Origin of the sequence: Adhaeribacter soli (assembly GCF_008727925.1) — a bacterium.
Lineage (GTDB): Bacteria > Bacteroidota > Bacteroidia > Cytophagales > Hymenobacteraceae > Adhaeribacter_A > Adhaeribacter_A soli.
Genome location: NZ_VTWT01000004.1, coordinates 180023 through 192719, shown reverse-complemented (window position 1 = coordinate 192719; position 12697 = coordinate 180023). Strand labels below are relative to the sequence as shown.

General features: G+C 48.8%; 9 protein-coding genes. 6 read left to right on the top strand and 3 right to left on the bottom strand.

Annotation, left to right across the window (positions count from 1 at the left end; translation table 11 throughout):
• Positions 1 to 117: 117 nt before the first annotated feature.
• Complete coding sequence (paaN, locus tag F0P94_RS08955; RefSeq protein ID WP_150903544.1) at positions 118 to 1785, bottom strand: phenylacetic acid degradation protein PaaN; 1668 nt, start codon at positions 1783 to 1785, stop codon at positions 118 to 120.
• A gap of 185 nt (positions 1786 to 1970) precedes the next feature.
• Between paaN and F0P94_RS08950 the strand changes: the two genes are divergently transcribed.
• Positions 1971 to 4775, top strand: a complete 2805-nt coding sequence (locus tag F0P94_RS08950) for a S8/S53 family peptidase (RefSeq protein ID WP_150903543.1) — start codon at positions 1971 to 1973, stop codon at positions 4773 to 4775.
• A 120-nt stretch (positions 4776 to 4895) separates the two neighbouring features.
• Positions 4896 to 5090 carry a hypothetical protein gene (locus F0P94_RS08945; RefSeq protein ID WP_150903542.1) on the top strand — a complete coding sequence of 65 codons (195 nt, stop codon included), beginning with the start codon at positions 4896 to 4898 and terminating at the stop codon, positions 5088 to 5090.
• Between the two features lie 12 nt (positions 5091 to 5102).
• Here F0P94_RS08945 and F0P94_RS08940 read toward each other — a convergent pair whose 3' ends face one another.
• Positions 5103 to 7385, bottom strand: coding sequence for an aconitate hydratase (locus F0P94_RS08940; RefSeq protein WP_150903541.1), 2283 nt, complete (start codon positions 7383 to 7385; stop codon positions 5103 to 5105).
• A gap of 378 nt (positions 7386 to 7763) precedes the next feature.
• Between F0P94_RS08940 and F0P94_RS08935 the strand changes: the two genes are divergently transcribed.
• A complete protein-coding gene (locus F0P94_RS08935) occupies positions 7764 to 8891 on the top strand; it encodes an acyltransferase family protein (RefSeq protein ID WP_191906981.1) in 1128 nt (375 codons plus the stop codon).
• A gap of 33 nt (positions 8892 to 8924) precedes the next feature.
• Complete coding sequence (locus F0P94_RS08930) at positions 8925 to 10031, top strand: acyltransferase family protein (RefSeq protein WP_150903539.1); 1107 nt, start codon at positions 8925 to 8927, stop codon at positions 10029 to 10031.
• Positions 10032 to 10219: 188 nt separating this feature from the next.
• Here F0P94_RS08930 and F0P94_RS08925 read toward each other — a convergent pair whose 3' ends face one another.
• Positions 10220 to 11200, bottom strand: a complete 981-nt coding sequence (locus F0P94_RS08925) for a polyprenyl synthetase family protein (protein WP_150903538.1) — start codon at positions 11198 to 11200, stop codon at positions 10220 to 10222.
• A gap of 103 nt (positions 11201 to 11303) precedes the next feature.
• Between F0P94_RS08925 and F0P94_RS08920 the strand changes: the two genes are divergently transcribed.
• A complete protein-coding gene (locus F0P94_RS08920) occupies positions 11304 to 12164 on the top strand; it encodes an alpha/beta hydrolase family protein (protein ID WP_150903537.1) in 861 nt (286 codons plus the stop codon).
• Complete coding sequence (gene folK, locus F0P94_RS08915) at positions 12157 to 12654, top strand: 2-amino-4-hydroxy-6-hydroxymethyldihydropteridine diphosphokinase (RefSeq protein ID WP_150903536.1); 498 nt, start codon at positions 12157 to 12159, stop codon at positions 12652 to 12654. The genes F0P94_RS08920 and folK overlap by 8 nt, the downstream gene beginning before the upstream one ends.
• The last annotated feature ends 43 nt before the right edge of the window (positions 12655 to 12697 follow it).

Sequence of the window (12697 nt, the reverse complement as noted above, 5' to 3'; positions counted from 1 at the left end):
AGATAGCTTTCAGATATCTTCCATCATCAATTACCTATCATCAATTACCAATCAGAAATTACAAATTTCAGAAATTACCAATCAACAATTAACAATTAACAATCAGCAATTCTAAAATTAAGCAACCGGCTCGCGGAAACCTACCCAGGTAAAGCGTTTAATTAAAAACTCCGGGTTGGTGATGGAGGCGTTTCCGGCCGGGTTGCCGCCGGTTACGTGGAAGTCGGAGAAACCGGCATTCTGGTTCACGTAAATGCCGCCGGTCAGGTTGAAGCTTACCGGGGTGCCGGCCAGACTCATTTCGTCCATGATTCTTTCCTTCGTTTCCGGATCGGTGGTGTAAGCGCCACAGGAAATTGCGCCGTGCTCCATAGCCATTTCTTTCGCCAGTTCAATGCTTTCGTCGGTATTCCGGGTTTTAATTAATAAAGCGATCGGGCCGAAAAGCTCTTTGCTGTACACTTCTTTGTCGGTAGCATTTACTTCATAGATTACCGGCGAACAGGTACGAGCTTCGTGGAACATCGGGTTTTGTACCTGGCAGGAATCCAGCACGCTCCGGCCTTTAATGGAAGCCATGTCTTTCACGCGGTTTTCGGTAAGCGGGTTCTGAATGGCGCCCAACACGTGCGGACCGGCTTTCGGGTTATTTACCAAAGCAGTTACCGCATCGGCAAGTTTCTGAGCTACCGTTTCGTAAGGCACTATTTCGCCGTTCACATTTACGCCGGTTTCCGGGATAAAGAAGTTTTGCGGCGCGGTACACATCTGGCCCGAATACAGGGTTAAAGAGAAAGCCAGGTTTTGCGCCACTTTATCCAGGTCGTTCATCGAATCGAGGATAATGGAGTTTACCCCGGCTTTTTCGGTGAATACGATCTTACCCGGCAGGTTTTCCAGGTAGTTACCAAATTCGGTACCGCCGGTATAGTCGATCACTTTTACTTTCGGGTTTTCGGCTAATTCTTTGGCGATCAGGCGGTCGTCGGCATCTACGGCTAACTGGCAGATGTTCGGATCCAGGCCGTTTTCCTGCAGCACTTTCTGCACTTCGGCAACAATAATGGCAATTGGCAATACAGCTTTCGGGTGCGGTTTCACGATAACCGGGTTACCGGTAACCAGACTGGCATACATGCCCGGCACGGTGTTCCAAGTCGGGAAAGTGGAGCAGCCAATTACCAGGGCAATTCCTTTCGGCACAGCTTTCCAGGTTTTATTCAGGCGAAGGCTGTATTTGCCCATCGGTTTTTCCCAGCTGGCCTGCTCCGGATAGCGGGTTTGTTCTTCCAGGCCGGTGGCAACGGCCTCTAACGCGCGGTCGGCAGCGTGCGGACCGGAGGCCTGGAACGACATCATAAATGCCTGGCCAGTGGTGTGCATGGTGGCGTAACCGATCTCGAAGAACCGGCTCCGCAAACGCTCCAGCGATTCTACCAGCAGGGCAGCCCGGTCGGAAGGGGAAACTTTCCGCCACTGGTGAAAAGCAGCTTCCGCACGATTAATCAGCGTTTCAGGGGAAAAGAACGGATATTTCACGCCCAGCTTTTCCTGGGTGTACGGCGATTCCTCCTGCCCTACCCAGTTTTCCGGGCTTTCCTGCAGCAGTTCGGCAAAATTCTTATTCAGGGTGTTTTTGTATTTTTCGCGGCCTTCTTTGTCGGCATTTTCGCCGTAGATCTCCGGCGACGGGTTTTCCGGGAAAATGGAATAGAACGTACGTTCGTGCAGCGCTTTTATAGCAGCATCCAACGATGCCTGGTGTTTTTCTTTCAGATTATTCATAGTATTAATAATAAAATAGTTTTGTTATTTTTAGAAATGAAATTCGTAAGTTCCGGCTCCGTATTTTGAAACCTAAATTTAGCTGATAAGTATTTAACCTACCAGTTTTATTAGAAATTTACAATTTACCTATATATTCACTAAAATTTCATCAAAGCTAAGATTATTTATAAAACTTTGCCTCTATGCGGTATTTCTACTCCTTTCTTTGTCTCATTATCACCACTTTCGGCCTTCTTCCCGCCAACGCCCAGGAAGCCCGGAATATCCCCGGAAAACTGGTATTTAAACTTAAACCCGAGTACAAACGCAACATTACCAGCGATGGCATAAACCTCCGGAAGCTGCAGGAAACACTGGCAACCTTACAGGCTACCGGTCTGGTGCGGAAATACCCAAAAGGATTTTTACCTGAAGGCAAAGCCGATGCGGTTGACATTTCACTGATCTACCAGCTAAATTTAAACAATACGGTTTCTCTGGATAAAGCCCGGCAGGCGATCCTGGCCACCGGCGTAGTGGAATATGCCGAACCGTTACGCTTTTACCCGCTCCTTTACCAGCCCAACGACCCAATGGCCGATTCGATGGCCACAACAACCCAGTATCACTTAAAAAATATTAAAGCATACCGGGGCTGGGACTTTGAAAAAGGCGATACTTCTATTGTGATCGGCATTCTGGATACCGGCATCCGGTACACGCATAAAGACCTCCGCACGAACCTGAAATATAATTATGCCGATCCGATCGATGGTCTCGATAACGACAACGATGGCTACGTGGATAATTTCCGGGGCTGGGATATTGCCGATGAAGACAACGATGCTACGCCTTTTCTTCAGGGCCACGGCATAAACGTGACCGGGGTGGCCGCCGCTTCTACCCATAATGGCAGGGGCGTGGCCGGGGTAGGCTTTAACAGCAAGTTCCTGCCCATAAAAATTTATACAAGCAGCAGCAACCCCTTTTCTTTTGCCGGTTACGAAGGCATCGTGTACGCGGCCGACCATAATTGCGACGTGATCAATTTGTCGTGGGGTGGCTGGGCGCCGTTCTCTTTCTATGAGCAGGACATTATTAATTATGCAGCCATAAACCGGAATGCGGTGGTGGTGGCTGCCGCCGGAAATACCAACGCCAAACTTAATTTCTATCCGGCTTCTTACAGCAACGTGCTTTCCGTGGCCGGTTTAAACAACCTGAACGTAAAAGCCACGAATGCTACTTTCAGCCACCTGGTAGATATTTCCGCTCCGGGCTTAAACATCCGGACTACCGCCAACGTGCACGACAGCGCCTACACGGTGGTGGGCGGCTCTTCTTTTGCCTGCCCGATGGTGGCCGGAGCTGCTGCTTTAGTGAAAAAGAAATTCCCGCAATACAATGCCCTTCAGATTGCCGAACGCCTTCGGGTTACGGCCGATGCAGGAATTTACAGCGTGGCCGGCAATGCGAATTACACCGAAATGCTGGGTTCCGGAATTCTGGATGTGGCCAAAGCGCTTTCTGCTGCCAATGTAAAATCGGTACGGTTTACCAATTTAAACCTGCAGGCCGCAGATAAAATTTTCCCGGGCGATACCTTAGATATTCTTGCTGATTTTAAAAACTTCCTGGATCCGTTAACGAATCTTACCGTTACGCTTTCCTCTCCTTCCCCGAATGTGACTGTGGTGCAGAATACGTTCGCCGCCGGCCCCATGGCAACTCTGGGTACCATTTCCAACAATACACCTTTCCAGGTGCACATTCACCCCAATGCCCCGCTAAACCAGAAACTTATCCTTCGCTTTAGTTTTTCCGACGGCAGCTATACCGATTACCAGTATTATGAACTGCAAATCAATCCGGATTACCTGACCATAGATATCAACAAATTAGCGGTTACAGTTACCAGCAAAGGCAATATCGGTTTCCAGAACATGAGCCCGGAACAGGGCGCCAGTGTGCGGTACAAGAAAGTGAACCTGCTTTCGGAAGGCGGTTTTTTGGTTGGCAGCGCCCCTACGAAGGTTTCCGATAATATCCGGAACGCAACAAACTCCCCGGACAATAATTTTCAGCGGATCAACGCCATCCGCTACGTAAACACCCCGCCGTATGCCGACCAGGAGGCGCAAGGCAGCATGCAGGATGATCCGACTGCTGCCGCAAGCGTTGGTGTGACCATAGATTACCACGCCTATGCCTGGCAAAATGCCCCGAACGATAAATTTGTGATCCTGGAATATAAAGTCCGGAACGCGAAGGCAGATACCCTCACAAACCTATACGCGGGCCTGTTTGCCGACTGGGATGTTTTTGACCCGATCCGGAACGTGGCGTTGTGGGATTCTGCCACAAAAATGGGTTATGTTTATATTTTTGAACGGGATACTTTATTTGCGGGCATAAAACTCCTGACTTCCGGCGCCCCTTCTTATTATGCCCTTGATAACGGAACTCCACCGGCCGGTACCATTAACATCAGCGATGGTTTTACGGATGCGGAAAAGTACCAGGCCCTTTCCGGCGGCGTAGCCCGTAAAATGGCCGGCAATTTAACTTCCGGCAACGATGTAGCCCACCTGATTGGCAGTAAGTTACCTGATCTGAATCCAAGCGACAGCGCTACCGTCGCTTTTGCCATCCTGGCCGGCGACAGCTTCAACGATCTGAAAGCAAGTGCTCAGGCTGCCCAGAACCGCTACGATTCCTTAGGAATTAAAATTATTACCGGGCAAAAAGCAGCCTTCGCCAAATTACCGTTCAAGGTTTACCCGAACCCGGCTTCCCGTAACCTGACGATCGATCTTCCGGAGGAAAATTTTACCGGCGCGTACCAATTAACGCTCCTGAATACGGTTGGCAAAACAGTAGCGGTTAAGCAGGGAAAAGCCGATAGAAAAATAAATGTTGATGTTTCAGGCTTACCGGCAGGTTTGTATTTTGTAAAAATCAGTAATGCTGCCCGTACCTATACTGCCAAAGTTCAGGTTATTAAATAACTCATTTTGGACACAAAGCTTTCATGCTACCTCTTCATTGCCGTCTGCTTTAGCTGACGGATTGCAGGCTGTTTGAAGATGACAATAGCCTGATTTTTGCAGCCAAACATTTCAAAAAGTTTGGCTGCAAAAATCAGGCTTTTCTGCTACCGTCAGCTAAAGCAGACGGCAATGAAAATTGGAATTAAGCCTGATAGTGCAGTTTTTCAGCCTGCAATCTTAGCATTTTTTATACCCGATTTAACTAAACCAGATTTAAGAATTGCCTCAAATAAAAAGCCCGGCTGCATTAGCAACCGGGCTTTTTCAATTTAAAATAATAGCGATTTAGGCAGTAGCACTCTGGCTTTGTAAACGGATCAGGTTTAGGGCTGAACCGGCTTTGAACCAGGCAATCTGACCTTCGTTGTAAGTGTGGTTTACATCGATGGTATCGGAAGAACCGTCGCTGTGGTGTAAAACAACTTTCAGCGGAACACCCGGCGTGAAGCTGGTCAGGCCGATGATATCAATCAGGTCGTCTTCCTGTACGCGGTCGTAATCTTCCTTGTTGGCGAAAGTTAAGGCCAGCATACCCTGCTTTTTCAGGTTGGTTTCGTGGATACGGGCAAACGATTTTACCAATACCGCGCGTACGCCTAAGAAACGAGGCTCCATGGCCGCGTGCTCGCGGGAAGAACCTTCGCCGTAGTTTTCGTCGCCCACTACAATAGAACCAATTCCGGCTGCTTTATAGGTGCGGGCTACGCTTGGAACTTCGGCATAAGGGTTGCCGCTTACCATTTGGTTTTTCACGCTGTTCACTTCGCCGTTGAACGCATTGACAGCGCCGATAAGCATGTTATTGGAAATATTATCCAGGTGACCGCGGTATTTCAACCAAGGGCCTGCCATGGAAATATGGTCGGTAGTACACTTACCCTGCGCCTTAATTAACAGACGAAGACCCATCAGATCCTGGCCGTTCCAAGGCTGGAAGCCTTCGAGTAACTGCAGACGATCAGAATTCGGATCTACTATTACTTGTACCTGGCTGCCATCTACGGCCGGACCTACGTAACCGGCATCTTCTACAGCAAAACCTTTCACCGGCATCTCAATACCCATTGGCTCATCCAGCATTACGGCTTCGCCATTTTTGTTTGTAAGGGTATCGGTAAGCGGGTTGAAAGTAAGGTCGCCTGCAATGGCAAAAGCCGTTACGATTTCCGGTGAAGCCACGAACGCGTGGGTGTTCGGGTTACCGTCGTTACGTTTGGCGAAGTTCCGGTTGAAGGAAGTGATGATGGAGTTTTTGCGTTTCGGATCGTCGGTGTGGCGTGCCCACTGGCCGATGCACGGACCGCAAGCGTTCGCTAATACCACGCCGCCCATTTCGGCAAACGTATCTAATAAACCATCGCGCTCTACGGTGTAACGTACCAGCTCAGAACCCGGCGTAACGGTAAATTCCGCATTTACGGTCAAGCCTTTGTCGATAGCCTGTTTGGCAATGGAAGCTGCTCGGGTAATGTCTTCGTAAGAAGAGTTGGTGCAGGATCCGATCAGACCTACTTCCAGTTTAGCCGGCCACTCGTGGGTACGAACGGCAGCTGCAAATTCAGAGATCGGCCATGCCGCATCCGGCGTGAACGGTCCGTTTACGTGCGGCTCTAAGGTAGAAAGATCGATCTCGATTAACTGATCGTAGTAAGCAGCCGGGTTGGCATAAACTTCGTCGTCGGCGCGTAAGTGCTCGGCAACCTGGTCAGCCAGCATGGCAATTTCAGCGCGTTCAGTACCTACCAGGTAATCTTTCATTTTCTGGTCGTAAGAGAATACCGAAGTAGTAGCGCCAATTTCAGCACCCATGTTACAGATGGTAGCTTTACCGGTACAAGACATGCTATTCGCACCTTCGCCGAAATACTCTACAATCGCACCGGTTCCGCCTTTTACGGTCAGGATACCAGCTACTTTCAGGATCACATCTTTAGGAGCCGTCCAGCCGTTCAGTTTACCGGTCAGTTTCACGCCAATTACGCGCGGGAATTTCAGCTCCCAGGCCATTCCGGCCATTACGTCTACGGCATCGGCACCACCAACACCAATTGCGATCATACCCAGACCACCGGCATTTGGCGTGTGCGAATCGGTTCCGATCATCATACCGCCCGGGAAAGCATAGTTCTCTAAAACTACCTGGTGAATGATACCGGCGCCTGGTTTCCAGAATCCGATACCGTATTTATTCGATACAGAAGCCAGGAAATCGTAAACTTCTTTATTTTCAGCATTCGCCTGCTCTAAATCAGATTCGGCGCCAACGCGGGCCTGGATCAGGTGATCGCAATGTACGGTAGAAGGAACGGCAGCCGTGGCTTTACCGGCCTGCATAAACTGCAATAGCGCCATCTGGGCAGTGGCATCCTGCATGGCTACGCGGTCCGGCGCAAAGTCTACGTACGTTTTGCCGCGCTCGAAAGCAGTGGTTGCTTTTCCTTCATAAAGGTGGGTGTATAAAATCTTCTCCGTAAGGGTAAGCGGGCGGCCAACGGCTGCACGCGCGGCGGAGATTTTATCATTCATTCCGGCATACACTGCCTTGATCATGTCTAAATCGAATGCCATCGTTTTATTCGTTTTATAGTTAATTTTTCTGAATTATCTGGTGCAAATGTAAGGAATATGTGCTTTTATTAGCAACATTTAATTTAAGGTTTGCCCGGCCGGGAGAAGTATACGGCGAAAGCAGGATTTTATCTGAAAACGAAACCCAAAAACGCTATTAATCAGGCCTGTAAAACCGGAATCGGATTTATATATGCGCCGATCTTATATAAACAATGCCCAACCCCGACCCCTCTTCCTGCCTAGAACCATTCTAAATTACCCGGCAAGTCTATAACCCGGCCGGAAAGCCAATGTTTAATGCGGCTCTGCTTTTACCGGTTCTTTCGGTTTATTCAGCCTGAATTTCGTATTTTTGGAATTAGGATATTTCACACCATGCCCCAAGGCGCTGCTCTTACTTCAACCCGCACCACCTATTTCCCTGCTTTAACAGGCATCAGGGCGGTTGCTGCTTACCTGGTTTTTGCGGGGCATACGAACGTGGGCAAAGAATTCCTGCCGCCTTTTTTATTCATGATGATCAAGATGGCGGGGCATTGCAGCCTGGCGGTGTTTTTTGTGCTCAGCAGCTTCGTGATCTCTACCCGCTACGCCACTTCGTTTCAGACTACAAAGGAGAATTTCGGCCGGTATTACATCCGCCGGTTTGCCCGTATTTATCCCCTGTTTCTCGTGGTTACCCTGGTGGTGCTTTTGTTGCAGGGCGATTTTAGCAGCTGGCACTGGTTTCTGAATTTCACGTTCCTGAAAAGCTTTTTCTACCACGATCTTTTCAGCGGTGTTTCCCAAGCTTGGTCGCTGACCGTAGAGGAATGTTTTTACCTGACCGCACCCTTGCTTTTCATAGGTTTCAGGCGGTTTCCCTGGCAAACCCTGGCGATTATTTTTCTTTTCGGCCTCGGCCTGGTTTTTATCGGAAAGCAATTTCCCGGGTCCGGCTTTGTTCCCACGGTTGGATATTTGCTCGATTTCACGTTTTTCGGCCGCTGCTTCGAATTTTATTGCGGTTACCGGCTGGCACAATACTTCAGCAAAAAAGACTTAAAAAGCCAACCAAAGAAAAAGTGGTACCGGCTGACTTTTGCCGGTATGGCCTGGATGTTTAGCTGCCTGCTGCTGATCGTTTATTTTCTGCACCAGCAAGTGGTTTTGTTTTCTGGTTTTTCGGTTGGCATTACTACTTTAATAAACAATTTCGTTTTTCCGGCCGGCGTCTGTCTTTTCTTTTACGGGTTGCTTACCGAAACTACGTTGGTTTCCCGGGTTTTAAGTTCCAGACCGGTACGGTTTTTAGGCAAAAATTCCTTCAGTTTTTCGTTGCTGCACGGCGGTATTATTTTCGAGGTGCTCTATTTTCAGGTAAGCGAAAACAAGTTTATTATTTTCCTGATAATTAATGTTTTAGCCGCCATAGCTTACCATTTTTTCGAAGAACCGGTAAACCAGTACATCCGACGGAAAACCGCTAAAAGGCTCCCGGAATCGGAACCGGCTTTGGCGTAGCTTTCTTTTCAATTGTTTTAAAATCTAACCTTCTTGAAAACCGCCACCGTAAACCAGAACCAGTATTTTCCGGCGCTTACCGGCGTCCGGGCGCTAGCGGCTTACCTGGTTTTCGTGCACCACGTGCTTCCCGGCCGTGGCATTTTGCCGGAACCTATTATCCAGAGCATGCATGCAGGGCAAATGGGCGTAAGCATTTTCTTCGTTTTAAGCGGCTTTCTGATCTCTTACCGGTATTCCGAAGCCTTGCCAGCCGGCAACATTTCCTTTAGAAACTACTTCCTCCGGCGCGTGGCCCGCATTTATCCGCTTTACCTGGTACTGAGTATAATCGTATTGCTTTGGCAGAAAAACTTCGATCCGTGGCATTGGTTCCTGAACCTGAGCTTGCTGAAAGGTTTCTTTGCGTTTGAACGGCTTACCGGCATTGCCCAGGGCTGGTCGTTAACGGTGGAGGAATGCTTTTACCTGGGCGCCCCGCTCCTGTTCCTGGTCTTCCGGAAACTAAAGATTTGGTCGGTTTTGCTGATTTTGCTTGCGGGGCTTTCAATCGTTTTTCTCGCGCAACTGGGGGAACCGAAGTCTTTTATGGTAAACGCCAACTTTATGCTGAAATGCACCTTGTTTGGCCGCTGCTTCGAGTTTTATTGCGGTTACCTTCTGGCCCGGAAAATGCAGAAAAATGCAATTAACAAGTCTCTCGAAAATAACGGAAGCACATTTACGATTGCGGGGGGATTGTGCCTGCTGCTGTTTTACGGCGTATTTTCCTGGCTGAACGGAAAGATGCTTCCGGTACTCGGCGGCATTGAAATAATAAACTTGGTAAACAATTTCGTGCTGCCAATTGGTATTGTGCTGTGGTTCTACGGACTGCTTACGGAAAGAACAAGTCTGTCCCGGATATTGAGCAGCAAGCTTGCTCAGGTTTTAGGCCGGAGTTCCTACGCTTTTTACCTGATCCATTTAGGCTTGGTGTACGAGGTCTTTTACTTCCACGTAACCGACAATAAATCCCTTATTTTCCTGATCCTGAACGTAATTTCCATCGGACTCTATTACCTGTTCGAGGAGCCGGTAAACCGGTTTATTCTTCGGAAATGGCAAACCCGGAAAACGGGAATTCTCACAGCCGTTTAATCAGGGCTTCAATTCTTCTGAGTAAATTCTATCTCATAAACGATTGCCAAAGGTAGCGGTAGCGAAACAACTTCTCGGCTAATGGTATTACCGCTGTTTCTGGCTTTTATGCAACGAGCCAACAAGGTCCTTCGCTATCGCTCAGGATGACAGCTTTTTTGAGATGGCTTCTTAACAGATTTGACAGGCTATTTTTCCCGCTCAATGGTGTAAGCCAGGAGTTGCTCTAAAGAAGTGCGGGATGGCGATGGCTCGAAGGTATGCAGAATTTCCAGGGCTTCCTGGTGAAACTGGTTCATGCGTTGAATAGCGTAATCCAGGCCGCCGCTTTTCTTCACGAAATCAATTACCTGGGCTACGCGCTCATTTTTACCATCATTGTTTTTAACCAGGTAGATCATTTTGCGCTTGGTCAGCCAGTCGGTGTGTTGCAGGGCGTAGATCAGCGGCAGGGTCATTTTCTTTTCCTTGATGTCGATGCCTACCGGTTTGCCAATTTCTGCAGTGCCGTAATCGAACAGATCGTCTTTTATCTGGAACGCAATGCCCACTTTTTCGCCGAAAAGTCTGGCCTTTTCAATTACTTCCGGCGAAGAATCTACCGAAGCGGCGCCTACGGCACAGCAGGAAGCAATCAGCGAAGCGGTTTTCTGGCGGATGATATCAAAGTAAACTTCTTCGGTAATATCGAGGCGGCGGGCTTTTTCGATCTGCAGCAGTTCGCCTTCGCTCATTTCGCGCACGGCATTGCTTACGATCTTCAGCAAGTCGAAATCGTTGTTTTCGAGCGATAGCAGCAGGCCTTTGGAAAGCAGGTAATCGCCCACCAAAACGGCAATTTTATTTTTCCAGAGGGCATTTACCGAGAAGAAACCCCGGCGATAATTGGCACCATCCACCACATCGTCGTGCACCAGGGTGGCCGTGTGCAGCAACTCAATTAAAGCCGCGCCGCGATACGTAGGGTCGGTAATTTCGCAGTGGCGACAGAGTTTGGCGGTAAAAAAAACGAACATCGGCCGCATCTGCTTGCCTTTGCGCTTTACAATGTAGCTCATTATTTTATCGAGCAACAATACGCGCGATTGCATACTCGCCCGGAATTTCTTTTCGAACAATTCCATTTCGGCGGCAATCGGGGCCTGAATCTGATTTAAGCTGATCTTCATTTTCTTGAACGTACAATATTACCACCCTTCCGTATGTATTCCAAACCCGCTATTTGTAAAACCCGTATTATTTCTCTTATTTCCCTTTCTCAACCCTTTTGTTATGTCCGAAATCAGGAAAATACCTTTTATTCTGGAGCCGCCGCACGGCCGGGCCTTCAGCGCCGATGCTTGTTTTATACCCGACCGGAAACCAAAACCGGTAGTGGTGTTTGTACATGGTTTTAAAGGCTTTAAAGACTGGGGCTACTGGAATTTACTGGCCGATTATTTTGCCGGTCAGGGCTTCGTTTTTGTAAAACTGAACCTTTCGCACAACGGCGCCACCACCGAAAGTAACGATCTGGTTGATATGGAAGCTTTTGGCAATAATAATTTCTCGCTGGAAATGACAGACCTCGGGGTTTTGCTCGATTACCTGACCGGTGAATCCTGTTCTTTCCGGGAAGAAATCGATCCGGAGCAGATCGGCATTATCGGGCATAGCCGGGGCGGCGGGCTGGTGCTTTTAAAGGCCCGCGAAGATGCCCGCATAAAAGCTGTGGCTACCTGGGCAAGCGTAAGCCACATGAACCCGGGTTGGGGCGAAGAAGTAATTGCCCGCTGGCAACAGGAAGGCGTAATTTACAACCTGAATACCCGCACCCAGGCACAAATGCCGCTGTATTACCAGCTCTACGAAGATTATGCCGCCAATCCGGACCGCTTCGATGTAAAACAGGCTACGGCGGCCTTAAAGCAACCTTTGCTTATTGTGCATGGCGCCCAGGACCCGGTGGTTCCGGTTTCCCGGGCGTATGAACTGCTCGAACAAAAACCGGACGCTGAGGTTTACATCGTACCAGGCGCCGACCATTCTTTTGGCGGATCGCACCCTTATTCTAAAACTGAATTACCGGCTGATGCTTTAAAAGCAGCCGAAAAAACCGTATCCTTTTTCCGTAAAAACCTGAATAATGGCTGATCTTATTTTACTTTTAGGCAGTAACCTTGGCGACCGGCTGGAATATTTAAGTAAAGCGATCCATTATTTACAGGAATCGGTAGGCCCTATAACCAAAATCTCATCGGTTTATGAAACAGCGGCCTGGGGCTACACCGACCAGGAACCTTTTCTGAACCAGGTGCTGGAATTACAAACCGAATTGCTGCCTGAAAGAGTGCTGCATGAAACGCAACGCATCGAAAAAATGATCGGACGGGTACACCTGGAAAAATGGGGCCCACGGGTCATCGACATCGACATTCTTTTTCATAACCAACATATCCGCACCGCACCCAGCCTGACGATCCCGCACCCGCAATTGCACCTGCGCCGCTTTACCCTCATGCCCCTGGCCGAAATCCTTCCGGACTTTATTCACCCTACACTTCGCAAATCGATCTGCAGACTTCTGGAAGAATGCCCCGACCAGTTACCGGTAAGGCTTTATCATCATGGGCAGATAGAGTAAAATAAACCGGAACATAAAAAAAAGCCCTGGTTCAGGATTCTGA

Coding starts and splice junctions, on each gene's coding strand:
- F0P94_RS08925 (WP_150903538.1), bottom strand. CDS start 11,200: ATGAAGATCAGCTTAAATCAGATTCAGGCCCCGATTGCCGCCGAAATG.
- folK (WP_150903536.1), top strand. CDS start 12,157: ATGGCTGATCTTATTTTACTTTTAGGCAGTAACCTTGGCGACCGGCTG.
- F0P94_RS08920 (WP_150903537.1), top strand. CDS start 11,304: ATGTCCGAAATCAGGAAAATACCTTTTATTCTGGAGCCGCCGCACGGC.
- F0P94_RS08940 (WP_150903541.1), bottom strand. CDS start 7,385: ATGGCATTCGATTTAGACATGATCAAGGCAGTGTATGCCGGAATGAAT.
- paaN (WP_150903544.1), bottom strand. CDS start 1,785: ATGAATAATCTGAAAGAAAAACACCAGGCATCGTTGGATGCTGCTATA.
- F0P94_RS08950 (WP_150903543.1), top strand. CDS start 1,971: ATGCGGTATTTCTACTCCTTTCTTTGTCTCATTATCACCACTTTCGGC.
- F0P94_RS08935 (WP_191906981.1), top strand. CDS start 7,764: ATGCCCCAAGGCGCTGCTCTTACTTCAACCCGCACCACCTATTTCCCT.